Genomic DNA, 20,854 nt, shown 5'->3' on the forward strand with positions numbered 1-20,854 from the left:
ACAAAAAAGTAAAACAATGGTGCTTAATTACAGCCGCAATTAAGCACTCATTCATTTTTATCGTAAAATAACGTCTTCTTCGGTTAAAAGTTGTGCTTTTTCGCCTACTATATCAGCAACATCAAGTTCGTTAATGTAACCTAAACCGATTTCTTGCTGAGCACTTGCTAGTGGCACATAAGGAAGACGGAACACAGGATTTACCGCGCCTGTCATCATCAGTGCCGTATTGATTGCAATTGGATTAGGCTCGCAGAATAACCAACCCATAAGTGGCTGTAGTTTTGCATTAAGTGCATCATTTTGCTCATCCATTAACTGACGGAATAAGCCTGGAATAATATTAGATGTAACCGAGATAACACCGTGGGCTTTATGAATGTGTCTTGCATCATGCGCTTCATCGTCATTACCTGACCAACAAGCAATACCTTGCTGTTCATAATGAGCAATACGCTCATTGCCACCGCACTCTTTTACACCGATAAAGTTTTCGTGCTTCGCGAGTGGCTCAATGATATCGGGTGTTAAGTCTTGGCCTGTACGACCTGCTACGTTGTAGATAAACGCAGGACCAATATCAAGTAAACGATTAAAGTGCTCTTTCACACCCGCCAGCGACGTACGCCCGTAATAAGGGTTAATTTGTAGCGCTGCATCCATACCGGTGGCAAAACCATACTCGGTTGCTTTAATCGCTTCTCGCGTATTGTTGCTACCTGTATTACCGACAATTAATAAACGGTCAGAGAATTTGCTAACACTGTGAGCAATTAGCATTAAGTGTTCTTCCCAATTCATTAATTGCCCTTCACCTGTGGTACCACCGACAATAATGCCATCAACACCAGCTGCAATTTGCTGTTCAACAAGGTCGTCATAACATGCAAGATCAATTTCACCATTGGTTAAATAAGGTGTTTTTATAGCGGTGATCAAACTTGCTTGTTTAATTGTTTCTAGGTTGCGCATAACTTTTTTAATGTTTGGAAAATTTGCGCTAGTTGTATCACAAACACAGGCATTTTCCGAGTAGTGTGCTGCAATAAATAAAAATACTTGAGAAAAAATCAAAGTTAAGTCAAAATCAAATACTGTATAAATTAACAGTATTTATTGTGAGTATTTGATAATGCAACTTTCAAAATTTTTGGCAACCTACTTTTATACCACCGAAGAGCTGTGCCATACCCTCTCAATTGATGAGGAAACGCTATCGGCATGGCAACAAAGTAGTTTATTTCCAAAGCCGAGTTATTGTTTGCAGAGTCAATTAGAATGCAGTTCGTATTCGGGCATTTATCAATGCGAAGAATATCAAGACTATTACCCTCGTGGTGCCACTAGTTGGGGGCAATTAATTATCAAACATGACATAAGCTCATCCTGCCAAGCGTTTAATTATTTTGCTCAGCAATATTCAAATCAACTCAGTAAGCTTGCTGAGCAAGGCTTTGCTATCGATGAAGAATTATTTGGCAGTGAAATTGACGAGCACTTACAGCAAGTTTGGCAGCAGTTTTTATGCAGTAAATACGGTGTGCTAACACAAAATGGCTTAGTTGAAGAAGCCGTACAGCTCGATGTGGCTAAGTTATTGATTGATGATATTACTGAACTACGCACTAAAACAGGTTTAAGCGTGGAAGAGCGCCAAAGCTTACATAAGGCGCTCAAATTAATGAACCGCGCGTTAAGTCATGGTACGGGCAACGAAGGTAAAAACACCTTACGCCATCGTTATATTGATGACGTAGTGGCAAAGTACGATCTATCGGTAAAATAACCTCTCATTTTTGCGCTTAAAATGAAGCGAAACTGAATGATCGCTCAAAGTTACAACAGTGTTTATTTTGTTATAAATAGGTTAATACAATTTGCTACCTTTGTTTTGTAGGTTTTCATCTGCTTGATCGATAGATTGGTCTGGTTGAGTTATTGCTCTTGTCATATTTGTTATTTTAACAGCTAGCAATAACTCCTTTCTTCCAAACTAATTACATCAAAATAAAGGATGAAAAGATGAAACCTTTTCCAAGGCTTGGTCGCTTAAAGGCGACCTACTTAGCCATGCTCGGCTTATCGATTGCCCAACCAGCAACCGCAGAAGAATCATTTGTTACACAACAAAGTAAAGCGGATGCCCTTACATTCACTTTGATCACTGGGGACAAAGTATCGGCTGTTGTCAATAAAGACGGCAAACTAGGCGGCATTCGATTAGTGAATGCAGATGGTTCAGATACATTCACCAGTATCTTTAAACGTGGTAACAACACCTATGTTGTTCCAAACCATGCTCAAGCCTTAGTTGATTCAAATGCGATCGATTTAGAGTTATTTAACATTAATAAGTTATATGAATCGGGTTACGATGATGCATCAACCGACGCGCTCCCCATCATTGTTGAATACCGCGACGGCACCCTTGCAGGATCTGCAGTCCCAGCAACGCTTGCTGGTATGTCATTAACCGGTGAAATTGAGCTAATCGACAGCGCCGCATTTGCAATCAACAAAGACAAAGCAGCGCAAACTTGGCAAACCCTGGTTGCACAAGCTGACGTTGAAGGTATTTGGCTTGATGCTGTCGTTCATGCTCACAAGGTTACCCAGTCAGAAACACTGACTCCAACAGTCCCACTAACCGGCGCATATGGTGAGTCAGCGATTAACTATAATGGCGAAGGTATTAAAGTTGCCGTACTTGATACAGGCTACGACACCGAGCACCCAGACTTACTAGGTCGTGTCATTGCATCACGTGATTTTACGTATTCGAGCAACGGTGTAGATGACTTAAATGGTCATGGAACTCATACAGCCTCAACCGTTGCAGGCAATGGCCATGAGTCAGCAGGCAAATGGGTCGGTGTGGCACCAGCCGCCGATTTAATTATCGGTAAAGTACTTGGTAATACAGGAGGAGGATCAACCTACGGTATTTTAAATGGCATGCAATGGGCGGTGCTTTCAGAACAAGCTGACATTGTAAATATGTCATTGGGTGGCACAGCAACAACCTGTAGTGGCCCATTGGTTGAGATGGTTGAAGCGCTTAGCGATAAGGCTTTATTTGTTATCTCTACGGGCAATAGCTTTACCCGTGAAACGATTGGTTCACCGGGCTGCGCGCCAAGTGCATTAACCGTGGGTGCTATTGATCGTGATGGCAATACGGCATCGTTCTCTTCACGCGGTCCATCGCCAGATGGCCACTCAGCAAAACCAGATATTGCCTCGCAAGGTGTCTCTGTGGTTGCCGCGGCTTCTGGTGGCTTAGGTGATACGGCCTACCGCGTGTATTCAGGTACATCAATGGCTGCCCCGCATGTTGCCGGTGGTGCTGCAATTGTAATGCAAGCTCGCCAAGACCTTACGCCAAAAGAAATTAAAGACGTGCTTACATCATCTGTATTTAGTAGTGATTCTCACGTCCTTGAGCAAGGTGCCGGTGCCATGAATATCGACCGTGCCATTGACCAAGCTATTGTGGCCCCTGCAAACCGTGAACTTGGCTACTTTGATAATGCCAATAGTGCATTTACCGAAACACAGATCACGTTAACAAACACCTCTGATGAAAATATTAAATTAAAATTGAAATTAGATTTAATCGGTGAAGATGGCAAAACACAATTACCGGCGACCTTGGCAGGGTTAGATGTTAAATCTGTGACAATCCCAGCCAAAGGTGTTGCTCAAGTCCCTATGTGGATTGACCCTAGTGTGGCACTTAATAACAGTGCTTATGGTGCAATTACAGGTCGTATCAAAGGCAAAACCGTTGGCAATACCGACCAACAAGTGACTGTGCCAGTGTCATTTTGGATTGACCAACCTCACGTTAATTTAACTGTTAACCTGACTGATCGCTGGGGTAATCAAGCAGGCTCTCCATCTAAGCTTTACTTAATAAATGAAGAAGATGATTGGGGCAGTCTTGTTAGGCTCACTGGCGGTAAAGCCAATATCGATGTACCTGCTGGTTACTATACGTTGATTGCTAACATTATGACTTACGATAATCCGCAAACCAGCTCTGGTTTAGTAGAATCAGCGGCACAAATGGCTGTATTAAATCGTAAGATTGATGGCAAAACAGAGATTAACTTTGATGCACGTAACGCTCAGCCTGTTACCTTTAAAGCTGACCAGCCTCTTGATCCACAAGGTTATTCGTTTGGCTTTACTTACGCGATTGACGATCAAGAAGTTGCGAAGCTTGCAGCTATCGAAATGGCTCCTGATTACGTAAATGATATGTATGCATGGTCACAAGGTCATGACGATCGCTTTCGCTCATTTATCACCACCCGCGCGGTAGCTCCAGAAACAACCGTCACTATGCAAAACGGAGTTGAACTTGATTACATCAAACAAGGTTTAGCACTGTCTTTTCATGGTGAAGGCTCTGCAGAAGTCGTGCCTGTCGGTGATGCTGGCTACAGCACTGATTGGAGTCAATTTGAGTTAGACGGCAAAATTGCGCTTATTACTAATCCTAATTACCTCACGTCTTACATGGTCGGTAATGCGATGAAAAATGGCGCCAGTGGTGTGATCTTTTATCGTCCTGGTCGTGGCGGTCGATATAAAGGGACAATCACAGGCACACCAAAAGTCCCCGTTATTGGTATTAGTACCGAACAAGGTGAAGCCTTAATGGCAGAAATCGAGGCTGGCAACAATATCGTTAGCTGGTCTGGTATTGCGGCTGAACGCTCACCTTATGCTTATTCAATAAACCATATTGTTGATGGCCGAATTCAATCTGGGCAAATCAATATTGCTGAACATAAAATGCATAAAATAAGTGCGTCTTATCACTCGCAAAATGATGAGCGCCCTGCATGGACTGATGTTATGGCAATGACCAACAGTACCGGGGAGTTCTACTCAACAGGTAGCTCACAGTTAATTATGTTGCCTCATCAACGTGATGAATATTACACAGCAAGTGCAAAAAATGCATGGACGAATGTCGTTATGCCAAACTATAAAATTCAAAGTGGTGGCGCTTATTTTGATGGTCCACGCGCTATGACTGAAGGTGCTGAACAAAACACCACTTGGTTTAAAGGTCCACGCGCTGGTAGCCTAGGCAGCAGTGGCTCGGCGATTATTAGCCGCGATACCAATGTTCTTTACTTTAATCTTGCCTCGTTTGGCGATGCCGCAAACCATGATGGTATTTTTGGCTTTATGGGTAGCTCAGCCTTTGGTTTAAAAGTAAATGGTGAAGCTGCATCTCCATATCAAGGTACATTAACCCTTGAGCCGGGCTCTCATCAAATTACCTTGGAAATGCGTTCTTATGCTCGCGGTGTTGGTGAGCGCTCTCCAGTCAATGATAAGCTAGGTTCTCTTTACCAAGGCTTCTATACATTTACAGCTGACGAGCAGCAACAAGGTGTTCAGCCAATTTTAGTGCCTATGGTTGATTTACCGGTTGATATTAACAACAGCATGAAAGCGGGTGAAGCGGCTCAAGTTAAGTTAACGGGTTTACTTGACGGTGTAGGTGAAGTGGCGCTGGCAGGTGTACAGTTCCAATATGCATACGGCCAAGAATGTACGATTGCTAACGTGCCTGCTTATATCTATTGCCCTGTATCAACGAAGTTCTCAAGCGAAAACTGGTTAGATGCACAAGTTGAACACATTGACGGTGAATGGGTAGCTACGATCCCTAATACTGGAAACGTCGGTGACTTTGTCCATATTCGAACGATTGTTTCAGATTATGGTTCAAGCCAAGCAGAGCAAATTACCATGCGAGCTTACATGTTAGATTAATTAGTTAGCGCTAATCAGCAAAGCCGCCTTCGGGTGGCTTTTTTAATGTAAAAACAACTTGATCAAGTATTAAGAATCTAAATGCTCGTACTGACCACGATACACTTCGAAAGTCTTCACAACGGTGTGTTGCTCTTTACTTAGATTATCAAACCAGGTATCGAAACGCTCATCATCATCTTGTTCACTCAGTGCTAAATACTGTGCTAACAACTCAATAATATCGTTGTGAGTACACGACAAGGTGTCTACATGACTAGCTAAAACAGAATGGTCTTTATCGCGAAGCGTGTTCATTACATTTTGATCTAGTTCTTCACGGCTAGTTTTATCATTCACTTCCATATCCCTCTTTAAAATAAGCACGCATACCTAGTTATAACAGCCTTATCGACAATATCCAGCTTTTTAAATCTAACTGCTTATTGATTGCTCAGCTTGTACAAAATTAAGACAAACCAATATAAATAAGAATCATTTTTATCTTGACCCAAACAGTCAATCACCCTATGATTGATACATTATCACATAACAAATAGGTACATTATGAAGCCAAATATCCACCCTGATTACCAGCAAGTCGCGTTTCATGATACAGCGGCAGACAGCTATTTTATTATTGGTTCGACAATCAAAACTTCGCGCACGATTGAACTTGAGGGAAGAACCTACCCTTATGTGCCAATTGACGTATCAAGCGATTCACACCCGTTTTATACCGGTAAGCAAAAAGCCGTTGCAAGCGATGGCCGTGTTGCTGCGTTTAATCGTCGTTTCAAAAACTTAGCTAGCAAGTAGTTGCTATAAGGAAAGAACATGAAAGTATTAAGTTCATTAAAAAGCGCGAAGAACCGCCCGGGCTGCCAAATCGTAAAGCGTAAAGGTCGTGTCTATGTTATTAATAAAGACAATCCGCGCTTTAAAGCCGTTCAAGGTAAAAAGAAAAAGCGTTAAAAAAGGTGCCTAGGCACCTTTTTTAAATTAAAGTAATTTTAACTCAATAACTTACTTACCAAATAGCAATTCCCAAAAACCTGGCGGCTCATGTAGCTCATGGTATTTCTTACGTAGCTCATCAATAGATTTAAGCGGCGCTTTTGCAGCTTCAAGGCCACGGGTCGTTGCAAGTTGCTTAGCTTGCTTTGCTTGATTTATGACTTTATCAAGCCCTTCTAAAGACGCCGTTTTATGCTGTTTAAAATCAGCTGTTTTGGCAGTCTCTAACAACTCAATAAATTCATCGATAGCGGTATTAAAGGTAGCTAAATCAGTTGCTCGCACTGAGTTTTTATAAGCAAGCCCCATGTTTTTCATATTGGCCTCAAGATCAATATCGGAGGCGGCACTCAAACTAGAAAAAAACAGCAAAAAAATGACAAGAATTAATTTCATAAGATACTCATGTGTAAAACCTTGTCGCCATTATAAACCGAAAAATGTCACTGGCCTAATACATGAGCTTCTCTTAATTTTCACTAAAATAGTACTATCTAGAAAGCGCATCAAAGAACAATAATTATCATTTATATTACATCAATAATAAATGGTGACAGCACTAACTTAAAACCATATAAATTCATAAGATATTGTAATAGAAAAGCTTATTTATACTACAAATTGCTACGAAGTTTTTATTTGCATAAAATAGGAACAATGATAAAGTGCATCACGTTAACAATTAGAACACTTAGTTAACACCCAACTCAGGGATAAAACAATAAAGTAACAGGTGAAACAATGATAAAAAATAATTATTTAGGTGCTAGCATAAAGCTTGCTCTATGCTCATCGGCACTTGCCATTTCTAGCCAATCGTTAGCTGCTGAAGAAGAAGGCGCAAAATCAATTGACCGTATCGAAGTAACAGGGTCACGCATTTTACGTGAAGGTGCTATTGCCCCTGCTCCAGTTACAGTGATAAGCGGTGAAGACTTAGTTAATACTGGCGCGGTTAATATTGGTGAGGCACTAAATAAATTACCAGCACTTGGTAATACTTATTCACTATCAAACTCAGGCCGTTTTATCGGTACTGCGGGCCTTAACATTCTTGATTTGCGTAATATGGGCACAGCTCGTACACTTGTTCTTGTCGATGGCAAACGCCATGTTTCAAGTTCTGCTGGTACTCAATCAGTTGACACCAATACAATTCCAAGTGTTTGGGTAGAGCGTGTTGAAATTATCACCGGTGGTGCATCAGCTGTATACGGTGCCGATGCTGTAACAGGCGTAGTTAACTTTATTCTTAAAAAGAATATCGAAGGCTTAAGTGTTAGTGTTACCAAAGGTGCCTCTGAACTAAGTGATTACAAAAACGAAAAAGCAACGTTTTCATACGGTACAAACTTTGATAATGACCGCGGTAATGTTGCCTTTGCTGTTGAATACTCAGGCCAAAATACATTAAATGCGCTTGATCACCCGTGGACTGATGGCTCTTTCTTTAGCTTGCGTAACCCAGCTCAAAATGAAGAGAACAAAGACGACCCAAATTTCCCTGATAAAATTTACACACCAAATGCTGGCTATTATGCGATTAATAATGCAGGTGTTTTTGCATCAAGCAATGGCTATGTTAACTCATTCAACCCAGATGGCAGCCTTCGTGACATTTATATAGGTGACCGAGTAGATGGTCTTGCATGTGCTGACTGTGATTCATTTAACCTTGCTCAATTCAATGAAATTCAGCCAGAATTTGAGCGCTACAACGTAAACTTTAAAGTAAACTATGACGTTGCAGACGATATGAATGCGTACTTCGAAGCAAAATATGTAAACAGCGAAGGCGAAAGCATTGGCCAGCCAGCATTTTTCTTCTTTAACCCTAATAACAGCATCAAGATTGACAACCCATACCTTGACTCAAGCGTTAAAGATCTAATGGAACAAGAAGGTGTTAGCTCAATCATGGTTAACCGTATGATGACAGATTTAGGTCGTCGTATTGAAAACAACACACGTGAAACAACCCGCTTTGTTGCAGGCTTAAGAGGCACAGTATTCAATGACTGGGAATTAGATGCATCAGTTGTTCATGGCCAAACTGACTTAGAGCGTATTAATGGCGCTAACATGATTATGGCAAACTACTACAATGCCCTAGATGCTATTGATGATGGTTCAGGCAATGTTGTTTGTCGTAGTGAAGAAGCGCGCGCTGAAGGTTGCGTACCAGTAAACATCATGGGCTTTGGCGCACCAAGTCAAGAAGCGATTGATTACATTAATACAGTATCAACAGGTACTTCTGAAATTACTCAAACAGTAGTAACAGCATCACTTGCAAACTCAGCAATTTATGAATTACCAGCAGGCTATGTTGGTTTTGCTGCCGGTGTTGAATACCGTAAAGAAGAAAGTGAAACTAAAGAGCCTGATAACGCAGCAGGAACGTTCTTTAACGCACTTGGTGAAGACAAAGGTGATTTTGATGTAAACGAGATTTACTTTGAAGCATCAATCCCGCTACTAGCTGACTTGCCACTTGTTCAAGACTTAGTACTAGATACAGCGGTACGTTATGCTGACTATAGCACAATTGGTGATGCAACAAGCTGGAAAGTTGGTTTAGATTGGACTGTGAACGATCAATTACGTGTTCGTGCAACACAATCTGAAGCACTACGTGCGCCAAACATTGGCGAAATTTTCGGTGCAGCGAGCCAAACATTCTACAACGTTGATGACCCTTGTTTAGCAGATAACCTAGATGATTTACAAAACTCAGAAGTTCGCCGTGCAAACTGTGCAGCATTAGGTGTTCCTGCTGGTTTTGAATCAGATTACGATTCACAAACGCTTGAAGGTTTAGTAAGCGGTAACAAAGATGTTAAAGGTGAAGAGTCAACCAGTACTACAATTGGTTTAGTTTACCAGCCATCATTCCTAGAAAACTCAGTTGTTACAATCGACTATTGGAAAATTGAATTAGAAGACGCAATTACAACGATTGCTTCTCAAGAAATTCTTGACCGTTGTGTTGACGCTGAAGGCGGTATTAATAACCAATACTGTAATCTAATCACACGTGATAGCAGCTCACATGAAATTACACTTATCCAAAACTCGGTATTAAACGTTTCTGGACAAGAAGTATCAGGTGTTGACTTTGAGTTAGGTTATGACTTTGATGCTCTAGAAGGCAACTTCTCTACACGCTTAATTGGTACTTACCTAATTGAACGTAAAGAGTTCCCATTCCAAGACGAACCTGAAGATTACATCGAGTACGCAGGTACAACGGGTGAAGCTAAATGGCAAGCTAACTTAACTATCTCTTATAAGCGTGATGGTTTCTTTGCAACCTTTGATACACGTTACCTAGATGAAGTAAGCCTTTACACAGACCAAGAATTAGAAGATAACCCGAATCCAAACAGCTTAATGAAGTTTGGTAGCTATGTTATTTCTGACGCAACCGTTGGTTATAACTTCGAAAGCGGCTTTGGTGTGAAAGTAGGTGTTGATAACATCTTTAACCGAGAGCTTCCATTCGGTACAAGAGGCACAGGTTCAGGTAGTGCAAGTTACGACAACATCGGTCGTTTCGGCTACTTAAGACTATCTTACGATTTCTAATCGTTAAAATTTGATTCTCTTGGGGCTGCACTTTTGTGCAGCCCTTTTTCTATCAGATATAAAAACTATCCTATTCCAATCATTTACTTAAAACCTGACAATTCACGCTATACTCTACCCTATCGGCCTTTTAACTTAATAAGACTATGCTCAAAACGGTATTTTTCATTATCTGTCTATTTTGCTTACCGAGTGTTTTTGCCAAGCAAAGTATTATTTTTATAAATCCAGGTCATGCTGATACCAATGTCACAGGCCCTTTTTGGTTTGAAGTATCGCAGTTGATGCGTGATGCTGCCAAAGACTTTGATCTCGATTTAACGATTCATTATGCCAACCGAAATCATATTGAAATGAAGTCATTAGTGGCTAATGCGATTAAAGCAAAGCCAGATATGCTGATTTTAGTTGATGAGAAAAGTGTGCTAACCCAACAACTTTTAAGCTTAAAGCACATCTCTACGCCCATCTATTTTTTACTTAACCGCCCATCAGAACAAGAACTAAACCGTTTGATTGATCATGGTATTAATATCGCAGGTAGCGTTGTGCCCGATAACAAACAAGCGGGTCAATTATTAGCTGAAAAACTGATTGAAAAAGCTCAGCACACGGCAAATATTCTCGCGATTAATGGTGATTACACCACCCATGCAGCACTTGATAGAGAGCAAGGTTTAGAGCAAAGTGTTCAAACGCATGATAATGCTAATATCACCGCTAAAACAGTTGCCAACTGGTCAGCAACACAAGCGTATCGCCAGAGTCTTGGCTACTTTAGCCATCAATCTAACATCAATATGGTTTGGGCTGCCAATGATGCCATGGCATTAGGGGCGATTGCAGCGCTTGATGAGTTAAATAAACGCAAAGATGTATTGGTTGGCGCAATAAATTGGCCACTCAGAGTTGTGGCAGAAAAAATAGACGTCACTATCGGCGGTCATGTCACACTAGGAGCTTTAGCTATAGTAAATGTTCATGATCTACTCAATAATTACGCAACCGGAACTATGCATCATGAAGTGGCCATTTTCAGCCAACATAGCGAACAAACGCTTAAGCTAGTTGAACAAATTCACAGTGATAACTTAGCAATTAACTTTCGCGTTTTCAGTAATGCGAATAAAAATGCCCTTCCCTTCAGTGTTGAATCACTTATTTTAGAGGCAACAAAAAGCGCACTGTAAAGGGCGTTGACAGTGCGCTTTTAAAGAGTTTTAAGGCTATAGTGATTGTAAAAAGCTAATTAACTGAGCTCTTTTTTCACTGCTAAGCTCTGTAAATTCACGCTTACTTTTTTCAGCTTCACCACCGTGCCATAGAATCGCTTCTTCTAGTGTGGCTGCGCGCCCATCATGTAAGAAACCTGCGGCTGGGTTGACTGTTTTCGTTAAACCAATCCCCCAAAGCGGACGCGTTTTCCACTCACGGCCTGTTGCCATAAAATCACGACGGTTATCTGCAAGCTCTTCACCCATGTCATGTAACAACATGTCGGTAAATGGCCAAATTTCTTGCCCTTTTACAGCCGCAGGCGCTGCAATACCGCCCAACAATAAAGCGGCACCATTTGCGGTTACAAAACGGGGCGTATGACAACCAGTACAGTTTAATTCGTTGAATAAACGTGCACCGGCTTTAACATCTTCGTCGGCAACATTACGACGAGCTGGCACAGCAAGCGTTTCTGCGTAAAACACGACCGTATCAGAAAACTCATCACTGGCTTCTGGCAATCCTTGCTCATCAGAACCGGTATCTTGATAGTTAGTACGAGATAAATAACTTTCGTGCATTAATGTATTAGCAATGCTTTCTTCAGGGAACAATGAGTTGGTTACCCCCATGTCACCACGCAGTGCACCTAGTGATTGCTGTCTGACTGATGGTGTACTGGCTTTCCAACCAAATCGTCCAAGTGACACAGGGTTTTCATCACCCGCTTGAGCCTTAACAGCATCAAATACCCAGTTTGCTTTACCTGAAATTCCATCGTTGTCGGCATCATCAACATCTTCAAGCGCTAGAATATCTTGCTCTTCAATCGCTTCAAGCAATCCAAGACCAAAGACAGGCATGCCATTACGGGCACTAAAACGTACATCTTCATTGGCAAGGGCACTTAAACTGAAATTTTCAGGTGAGTCCCATGCATTGTCGATAGTAAATACCGGCTTTTTCAACGTGACAGTACTTCCATCCGGGTAGCTAAACTCCGTGTAATCATAGCTTAGATATACATCAGCTTGGCCACCAAAATTATGCGTTTGCCAGTCTTCACGGGCTTGTAAAATCCCCCGGTGAAAGAGTTGATCCCCAAACCCTTCAACGCCTGTAACCTGACAAAAATCATTGATACTACTTGGCACTTCACATACGCCATCAGCTAAGCTAACGCGTAAAAAGATCCCTGCATCATTCGCTAACTTCACAGTTTGCTGTTCAGCGGTTGGAACAATAGTGCTTGGGCGACCATCTCGTTGGTGACAAGCATTACAGTTATTATTATTAAAAACAGGTCCTAAACCATCGAGTTCCGGGTGTGCATCATTCGGGGCTGTCGTAAAGGATGTTTCAAAATTAGCATCGCCAGTTAAGTGAATATCGAGTTCTGAATCACTTAAATTAGGCATAGGTGTAGAGAAACCATGGCCTGAATTATTGGTATCGAGGGCTGTCGCTTCACCAGCCAAGGCAACGACATCAATATAATTTGGATCAGTTTCGCTGCTTGTTGGTGGTGTTGTCGTTTCGGTCGCGCTTTTATCGCTGGTTTTACTTCCACATGCCACTATAGATATGGCTGTGAAAGCAAATAGAATTGGTTTAATTGCTTTTACATTCATGACGGTATCTTGTAAAGAGGGGAAGCAGATGCTTCCCCAGCGATTATAAATTCCACTCTTTGATAAGTGGCACAACTTCTTCTTCAAGGGTCGCTTGTAATTCACCTAGCGCATCAATCGCTGTTTGAATTCGAACGCGACCAGCATCATCCTTAATCGCTTGTCTAAATGGCATATCATCTGCACCTGCAATGGCATCAATCGCTGCAATCGCTGCTGAAATTTGAGTTTCAACTTTCGCTGCTAGTTCAGCGTCACCGGCATTGATAAATGCTTTAAGACCTGGGCTGTCGTTTTCATCGCTGAATGTGCCTAAAAACACATTTTGTACACCAACAATGTTGTTGCTAAAGTCAGTTAATGAGTTCCAGCTATATTGTGATTCAACCAATGATGTATCAGCTGTGTCTTTGCTAGTACCGAATGGTTCTGCAATTTTACCGTTACCTACCTCATCAACAATACCGATAACACCATTGACTAACTCTTCAATAACACCTAACTCAGATGAGTATTTATCATTGCCCGGTGTTAATAAATAATCTTTATAAGCAGGTTCATCATCCGCATTTGCAGAGATAACCCATGCATCAACAAGGCTTTGTGTATGAATATTAAATACTTCAGCACATGCAATTAAGTATTCCATTTCACGCACAGTCATTTCGTCAATTGACTTATCGTTATCTTCAACGCCATTACCGAATAATAAAAACTCCATGGTGTGGAAACCTTGTACACCATCGTCAAAGTTCTTCACATTATCAGCCGAGAACGTTGTGTTACTTGCAAGTAGTGCTTCTAAATCAGCGGTATTTAATGGCCAAGTATCAAGATGTGGATCAATTGATAAACTATCAACAGGACCAAAGATATGCGACTCACCTTGCTCCCAGAATACACGTGCATCTTTCCAAGCTTGTTGAGCAGCAGCCAGCGCAGCTTCGTTTTTGTTTTCTAATAATGTGAGTGTCGCGTTATGTAGAACCGTCGCCTTGCTGTTTAGCATTTCGTAACCATCCACAATCACTTGCTCAGTTACGTTTTCAATTAAATCAGTTGCATCATAGCTAAAGCCTGTTACTTCAGTAACGGGTGTGCTTGTGTCTGAAGAATCATCCGAAGAAGACGAACCACATGCAACAAGTGTTGACGCTAAAATGACAGCTGTGATGCTGTTTAATACTGTTTTCATCCCAAGGTTCCTTTATAGTTCTGTTGAAAATTTATAGCCAAGAGAGGCGCTAAAGTGAGTCGTGTCATCGATATCGTCTTGTGCGTAATAACGTTGACCACCCTGAAGTTTTAGAATTAAGTTTTTGTTTGGAAGGTAATTTAAACCAAAGTTAAGCTCACGAATGTCGTAACGATGGATAGCCGCACCACTGGCCACTTCAAGCATTGGGTTGGCATAATCAAACGAGGTAAATACATACAGCGGCGAAGATAAATCAAACAGCCCCTGCATATTATATGCGGCTTCTACAAATGCAGATTCAGCTTTACTACCAAGCTGTGCAAAGCTTCCTGGACGTAGACCCGGCGTTGTTTTATTCGCAGCAGTGATAGCAACTGAGTCCTCTAACTCGCCATATAAGTACTGACCACGGAACACAAGATCATCTAACGTCCATGCACCATGTAACCCGAGAATAGACACGTTTCCATCCGCATCAAGTTTGCCCTGATTGCGACGGTTATCCGATGTATTTGCCGTATAGTAACTAACACCAAAGCCTTTACCAGCTTTAACATTGCCATAATCAAGGCGTAATGTGAGCGCTAAATCATCTGCGGTGTTTTCTTCAAAGCGTTGCTGTGCACCACCCGCGATCCAATTAGTCGAACGGAAGTATTCAGAGTTAAGACCCGTCGTCACCAATGTTTGCAGTGTAAAGTCAGACCAACGAGAAATTAAGTTAACCCCAGTTTCATGCCAAACTTGCGGGATCATAGTTGCCTCACCCCAATGGCGAGTCGTGGTAAAGTATTGATCTGGCTTATTTAAGTCTGTGCCTAAGCCTACCGGAACATATATATGACCAAACTTGACTGTAAAGTTAGGGTTATATTCATATTCTAGCTGTAGCTTTTCGACAATAACTTCACCACCCGCTTCAACTTCTGATTCAAATTCGCCAAATTCTTCAAAGCCGTCGTATTCAAGCGTGGTACCTGTACCACCATGTTCATACTCAAGTTCAAATTCGACTTTCCATTTATCATCAATTTCATATTCGAACTCAGTAACAACACGCTCTAAATCTGTTGTGGCGCGGCGCTCTGGAGAAGTATCTTGAACGTTGGCAAACACTTCGTCACTTTTGTAAAGCAAAGTACCATAGCTTTTGAAAGTAAGTTTTGACTCTTTTTTGCTTACCGCTGTAGCAACGGGTGCTGCCTGCTCAGTAACAATTGGGGCTTTTTGTTGCACTACAACTTGCTGGGTGTTTTTTGCTTCTAATTGACTTTTTAAATAATCAATCGCTTTTTGTTGTTCAAGGAGTTGTTGTTGAAGTTTTTCGAGTTGAGCTTGCATGTCATCATTTGCAACACTGTAAAGTGGAGTCAAAACCAATGACACAGCGAGAGAGAGTACTGCTTTCTTCATTGTAAAACGCACCTAAAATTAAAAGCAGAATGATAATAGTTGCTTTTTACATTGTAAATGTTGTTAACTATATTTTTTGAGAAAAAAGGTAATTTAGATCAAATAAGTCTTATTCACTAAGATAATTTCACTAAAAATTAGGATGGAGTGATAGATTGGCACCCAAAAAGGTAGTATTGTACTACAATTGAAAATAACCTGTTAACAAGTAAGCCAAACTGATGTGCTTACTTGTTAACGACAGGATTTGCACTATCTAAATAATAGGTTTATTTATTACTGAGCCATACAGCTTGGTATGGGGTTAGCGACATTGTTTGTGTTTGCTCAGTAATTTGCTCACCGCTGATCAAATCTCGCCATTGCTCGGTACCAATCAAATTTAAGTCGGCAAGCGTAAGCGTTTGCGGCTCGTCACTAATATTATAAACACAAAACATACTTTGCGAACGGTTGATACTTTGTCGCCAAAAACCAAAGAGCCCTTCGCTTAAATGTAACGTATATTGCGTCGCATTAGGGTGAAATGCACTTTGCGCCTTACGAATAGCCATTAGGTTTTTCATCGCTTTAAACACAGTACGATGATGGGCATTTTCATTACTCAGCTTTGCTAGTAAATCTGACTCTTGCCAGCGGTGTCGGTTAATCGCTCGGTTATGTTGGCTGTTTTCAAAGCGTTCATAATCATTGGTGGTACCGAGTAAGCTATGAATATACAAACCTGGAATACCTTCAAGCGCAAACATAATGGCATGCGCACATAAAAAGCGTGCAACACCCCATTTATCTGGGCCTTTATGGGTACCTTGCAACGCATCAAATAAGGCAATGTTTAACTCATAAGGTGTATTGGTGCCATCTGGGGCGGTACGTAATGAGACTTTACCACCATATTTAGCCGTAGTATTGACCATTTCGGCAATTTCACTTTGCTCCAACAAGCCTTCAACGGGGCGCAAGCCAATACCATCATGTGAAGCTATAAAGTTAAAGTATGCCGTCCCTTCTTGAGGAGGTGGCATACTCATCATCCAATGTTTTAATGCGGTACTGTCGCCACTGAGTAAGGTATGTAATAACAGCGGTGGTAATGAAAAGTTGTAAATACAATGCGCTTCGTTGGCATTACCAAAGTACGATAGGTTTTCGCGGTTCGGGATATTTGTTTCTGTGATAATAATCACATTAGGCTCAAAATGCTCAATAAGGGTGCGAAGCAGCCTGATCACTTCGTGCGTCTCAGGCAGGTTAATGCAGCGGGTATTGAGTTTTTTCCATAAAAAAGCCACCGCATCAAGGCGAAATATACGCACACCGTTATCTAAATAATGACGAATAATGCTGACAAATTCATTGAGTACATCTGGGTTAGCAAAATCAAAGTCGACTTGGTCATGACTAAAGGTACACCACACATGTTGCAAACCGTCTTTAGTTTCAACCGCCTGTAAAAGGGGTGATGTTCTCGGGCGAACAACTTGCACAAGGTCATCACTTTGGCTTGCCGTTTTAAAATACCCTTTTCCCGGCTCTTTGCCCTGAATAAAGTTTTCAAACCAAACGCTGCGGCTAGAGCAATGGTTGATCACCAAATCTGCCATCAACCTAACATCCGCTGAAATATCACGGATATGTTGCCAACTACCTAACGCTTCATTCACTTGCACATAATTCATTACCGCGAAGCCTTCATCTGAGCTATATGGGTAAAACGGCAAGATGTGCAGTGCATTAAGTTCAGGTAAGCATTGGTTTTTTACAAAGCGATGTAACGTTTGCAAAGGCGGCTCTTCAGGCTTAGCAACGGCTTCATCCGTATTAGCATGACGAATAATCGAATCACCATAGGCAATTAAAATCATGTCTTGCTCATCCCAACGGTTTTTATGCGGCGTTGGGTCTCGAACAGGATCATCACCTAACATGGTATCGATTAATCTATCTGCGAGTTGTTCAAGCGTTGTTGATAGCTCAACCTCGCCGTAGATGCAGCTTAAATGCTGAATAACCCTTTGTTGCAAAAGCTCTAAAGTCACGTGCCTTCCCCGTTAAATATATTCTTTGTTATCAAGCTCTACGGCTTCTTCTAAGCGAGCAAACACCTCTGGCATTGCCGAAGCTACTCGGTTCCAACTCGGCACAAAGGGTGCTTCCATTGGATTTTCTAAAAAGTGCTGACCTGCATTCATAATATTTTGAGCAAACATTTCAACGGCTTTTTCTTCATGATGAATATCAAGTGTTAAGCCATTCATTAACGCATCGTTGTGATAAGTTTCAATAAAATCGAGTGCAATACGGTAATAGGTTGCCTTTAATGAGCGAATCGTTTCTGTCGTAAAAGTCACCCCTTGGGTAGCCAGCTTCCTAAATAAAGCTTTGGTGATATCAATCGACATTTTCGACAAGCCCGCCGCTTGGTTTTCTAGCGATAAGTCTTGGTGTTTGTGATCATAGTTATCAGCAATATCTACCTGACATAAACGGTTATGCGAGTAATTACGATACATCTCTGATAGCACGCCAATTTCTAAGCCCCAGTCACTTGGAATACGAATATCATTAAGTACATCGCGACGGAATGAAAACTCACCCGCTAGCGGGTAACGAAACGAATCCATATATTCTAAATAATCGTTGCTGCCTAATATTGTTTTGAATGAACGCAATAACGGCGTTACTAGCAAACGTGACACGCGACCATTAATTTTGCCCTCAGCGGTTCGCGGGTAAAACCCTTTACAAAATTCATAGTTAAAACGAGGATGAGCAACAGGGTAAATTAAACGTGCTAATAGCGCTCTGTCGTAAGTCAAAATATCACAGTCATGCAGTGCAATTGACTCTACTTTTGAGGTTGCCAACTTATAGCCCATGCAATACCAAACATTGCGACCTTTACCTAGCTCTCGTGGCGCAACGCCCAATTTTTGTAGTTCTTTATCAAGAGCTTGTAAACGCGGGCCATCATTCCAAAGTACCTTATGAGGCTGATCAAGCTCCGCAAAAAACTGCAGTGCATGGCGATATTGGCTTTCATCAGCGCGATCAAGGCCTATGGTAATTTGCGATAAATAAGGCACATGTTTCAGCTCAGCAATAATATTTTGCAGAGCGGGTCCTTCTAACTCACTGTAAAGCGAAGGCAAAATCAGGCCCATTGGGCGTTGTTTTGAAAAGCCCAACAACTCTTTTTCTAGTTCTTCTACTGGGCGGTCAGCAATATTGTGTAAGGTCGTGATAATGCCATTTTGATAAAAATCAGCCATGAGATTGCTCCTGTTTTGCTGCAAAACGCGCTTTGATGATAGTTAACGCAGAAACTTCTTGAACCCAACCTGCTGGGGCTGGTTTTTCGCTGAGCTGCCATGCTTTTTGTAATATTTGTGATTGTACTTGGCTGCCAGGGTTATTGATTAAAATAGCGGTGTCGGCCGCTTTTAGCATGGCGACATCGTTTTGACTGTCGCCAAGCGCTATCACAGTAAATGGATTGCGATAGGCTTTTTTGAACTGATTTAACAGCCACTTTTGTGCAAGTCCTTTATTGTTACCTTTGGTTAAATGGATAAAACGCCCGCCAACAAGCACTTCGTAGCCTGCTTGGCTCATTGCATCTATCAAGCCCTGCTTTTCTTCATCACTGCCCGAAAAACAAACCGGATCTGAGTACTGTCTTTGTAGCGCCAATTCACTTTTATCGACGGGGAGTCCTGTTAACTCGGCTATTTCTTGTGCACTAAATTGGCTAAATAAGCGTACACAATGACTAAATTGGCTCGCATATTGTTTAAGATCTTCATGCAATTTATCGGTACTTTGCGTCATGGCAAAGCGCCAATAACCTTTATATTCATCACAGCCAATCGGCTTTACTTTGAAATAGTCTTTCGGGATATAAACAGCAGCACCATTTTCCACAATAAAGGGCTGGTGATGATCCAAACCTTTTTGAATATCAGTGACTTCAGCAAAGGTTTTGCTGGTGTTAAAAATCACATTGACACCGGTATCATTCAACTTTGCCAAAAATGGTTTGATCACCTCACATTCGTAACTATCGTGATCGAGCAATGTGCCGTCTAAGTCAGTAAAAATAAGTGGCTGAGCAATCTGGTCAGCGAGAAGTTCCATCTTGGTGATATCACGCTCAGTATCGAGCAATAATAACGCATCCACGCTGTGCGCAAGAGTGGCTAAATTTTCCCGCGTAATACGTTCAAAATGAGAGATAAAACGCTTTAAACTCACTTCATCAAACGTGCCCTGCCCCTGGCCTTTTTTGGCAATTAGTTTACGCTCTTGCTCTAAGCGCCACGTATACACATCTTCAAATGAAGGCGCTTTTAACATAATGGTGTAATCGGCCATTGCGAATACATTTTGATATTCATTCGCTAAGCAACTATTTACGCAGCGACGCCAAATGCCGTCGGCATCTTCTAGTTGCTCTAATTCATTTACCGGAGTTTGCAGTTGATAAGGCTGCTGAGGAGTACTGGCTACACACCAGCCTTCAAAAAACACGATATCAATCGGCTTTTGATTACTAGACCACTGGTCTTTTGGCACCGGATCATCAGTTAGTTTATCAAATTGAGGTAATGGCACATCTACTTTACCTGCCAACAAAGCTGATAAGGTTTGTTCCATTAATTGCGTATCATGCGTACCCGGTACACCACGACTCGCAAACAAAGGATGAACATCTTTAGCAAGCTCATTGCGTGCATCACGACTTAAATAAAAGTCATCGATTGATAATGACACGCTATTAAATTCGGTATTGCTATTAACCCAGGTCACTAAGAAATCAGCGAGGGTCGTTTTACCTGAGCCTTGGCAGCCGTTAATCGCCACCAGCATAGGTTGGCCGGTCATTTTTGCGCTTAAGATATCGTGCGCGAGGGGTATAAAAAACTGCTCACTTAAGTATTGATACTTGAGTGGTAACTGATGCTTCGCTAAAAACGGGGTAATATCCACAACATTTGCCTCTTGCATAATC

15 protein-coding genes are annotated in these 20,854 nt (G+C 41.6%); 6 read left to right on the plus strand and 9 right to left on the minus strand.

What is annotated here, in order from left to right; genetic code table 11:
* Window positions 1-57 precede the first annotated feature (57 nt).
* Window positions 58-972: a 4-hydroxy-tetrahydrodipicolinate synthase gene (dapA, locus tag AADY36_RS20225; RefSeq protein ID WP_342409592.1), complete on the minus strand. Its 915-nt coding sequence runs from the start codon at window positions 970-972 to the stop codon at window positions 58-60.
* 160 nt (window positions 973-1,132) lie between these two features.
* On the opposite strand from dapA, the gene AADY36_RS20230 reads away from it, so the two are divergent.
* Both AADY36_RS20230 and AADY36_RS20235 read left to right on the plus strand, forming a co-directional pair.
* On the plus strand, window positions 1,133-1,786 hold the full coding sequence (locus AADY36_RS20230; RefSeq protein ID WP_054562423.1) for a DUF6058 family natural product biosynthesis protein: 654 nt from the start codon (window positions 1,133-1,135) through the stop codon (window positions 1,784-1,786).
* Between the two features lie 236 nt (window positions 1,787-2,022).
* Window positions 2,023-5,799 (plus strand): S8 family serine peptidase, encoded by a 3,777-nt coding sequence (locus tag AADY36_RS20235; RefSeq protein ID WP_342409593.1) that lies wholly within the window; start codon window positions 2,023-2,025, stop codon window positions 5,797-5,799.
* Window positions 5,800-5,868: 69 nt separating this feature from the next.
* On the opposite strand, the gene AADY36_RS20240 is transcribed toward AADY36_RS20235, so the two are convergent.
* Complete coding sequence (locus AADY36_RS20240) at window positions 5,869-6,096, minus strand: hypothetical protein (protein ID WP_408002938.1); 228 nt, start codon at window positions 6,094-6,096, stop codon at window positions 5,869-5,871.
* 249 nt (window positions 6,097-6,345) lie between these two features.
* Here AADY36_RS20240 and AADY36_RS20245 point away from each other — a divergent pair, with 249 nt between their 5' ends.
* Together AADY36_RS20245 and ykgO are read left to right on the plus strand one after the other, a co-directional pair.
* Entirely contained in the window at window positions 6,346-6,597 is a 252-nt protein-coding gene (locus AADY36_RS20245) for a type B 50S ribosomal protein L31 (RefSeq protein WP_054562425.1), read from the plus strand.
* A gap of 18 nt (window positions 6,598-6,615) precedes the next feature.
* The gene (gene ykgO / locus AADY36_RS20250) at window positions 6,616-6,753 is read left to right on the plus strand and encodes a type B 50S ribosomal protein L36 (protein ID WP_054554561.1); all 138 of its coding nucleotides are present in this window, start codon (window positions 6,616-6,618) and stop codon (window positions 6,751-6,753) included.
* A gap of 51 nt (window positions 6,754-6,804) precedes the next feature.
* Here ykgO and AADY36_RS20255 read toward each other — a convergent pair whose 3' ends face one another.
* Window positions 6,805-7,191 (minus strand): cytochrome b562, encoded by a 387-nt coding sequence (locus AADY36_RS20255; RefSeq protein WP_054562427.1) that lies wholly within the window; start codon window positions 7,189-7,191, stop codon window positions 6,805-6,807.
* Between the two features lie 345 nt (window positions 7,192-7,536).
* Here AADY36_RS20255 and AADY36_RS20260 point away from each other — a divergent pair, with 345 nt between their 5' ends.
* On the plus strand, window positions 7,537-10,383 hold the full coding sequence (locus AADY36_RS20260) for a TonB-dependent receptor domain-containing protein (protein ID WP_342409594.1): 2,847 nt from the start codon (window positions 7,537-7,539) through the stop codon (window positions 10,381-10,383).
* A 146-nt stretch (window positions 10,384-10,529) separates the two neighbouring features.
* A complete protein-coding gene (locus AADY36_RS20265; protein WP_239963753.1) occupies window positions 10,530-11,573 on the plus strand; it encodes an ABC transporter substrate-binding protein in 1,044 nt (347 codons plus the stop codon).
* A gap of 36 nt (window positions 11,574-11,609) precedes the next feature.
* Here the strand turns inward: AADY36_RS20265 and AADY36_RS20270 are convergent, their stop codons facing one another.
* The 6 genes from AADY36_RS20270 to AADY36_RS20295 form a co-directional block, all read right to left on the minus strand.
* Entirely contained in the window at window positions 11,610-13,232 is a 1,623-nt protein-coding gene (locus AADY36_RS20270) for a di-heme oxidoredictase family protein (RefSeq protein WP_239963754.1), read from the minus strand.
* A 43-nt stretch (window positions 13,233-13,275) separates the two neighbouring features.
* Window positions 13,276-14,427, minus strand: coding sequence for an imelysin family protein (locus AADY36_RS20275; RefSeq protein ID WP_054562431.1), 1,152 nt, complete (start codon window positions 14,425-14,427; stop codon window positions 13,276-13,278).
* 12 nt (window positions 14,428-14,439) lie between these two features.
* Window positions 14,440-15,843, minus strand: a complete 1,404-nt coding sequence (locus tag AADY36_RS20280; protein ID WP_342409595.1) for a hypothetical protein — start codon at window positions 15,841-15,843, stop codon at window positions 14,440-14,442.
* 269 nt (window positions 15,844-16,112) lie between these two features.
* Window positions 16,113-17,882 (minus strand): sugar phosphorylase, encoded by a 1,770-nt coding sequence (locus tag AADY36_RS20285; RefSeq protein WP_054562433.1) that lies wholly within the window; start codon window positions 17,880-17,882, stop codon window positions 16,113-16,115.
* 12 nt (window positions 17,883-17,894) lie between these two features.
* Window positions 17,895-19,115, minus strand: a complete 1,221-nt coding sequence (locus AADY36_RS20290) for a hypothetical protein (RefSeq protein WP_054562434.1) — start codon at window positions 19,113-19,115, stop codon at window positions 17,895-17,897.
* Window positions 19,108-20,850, minus strand: coding sequence for an HAD-IIB family hydrolase (locus tag AADY36_RS20295; RefSeq protein WP_342409596.1), 1,743 nt, complete (start codon window positions 20,848-20,850; stop codon window positions 19,108-19,110). The genes AADY36_RS20290 and AADY36_RS20295 overlap by 8 nt, the downstream gene beginning before the upstream one ends.
* Window positions 20,851-20,854 lie beyond the last annotated feature (4 nt).

The organism is Pseudoalteromonas sp. D15MCD-2 (genome assembly GCF_038562745.1).
In the GTDB taxonomy this organism is placed as follows: Bacteria; Pseudomonadota; Gammaproteobacteria; order Enterobacterales; family Alteromonadaceae; genus Pseudoalteromonas.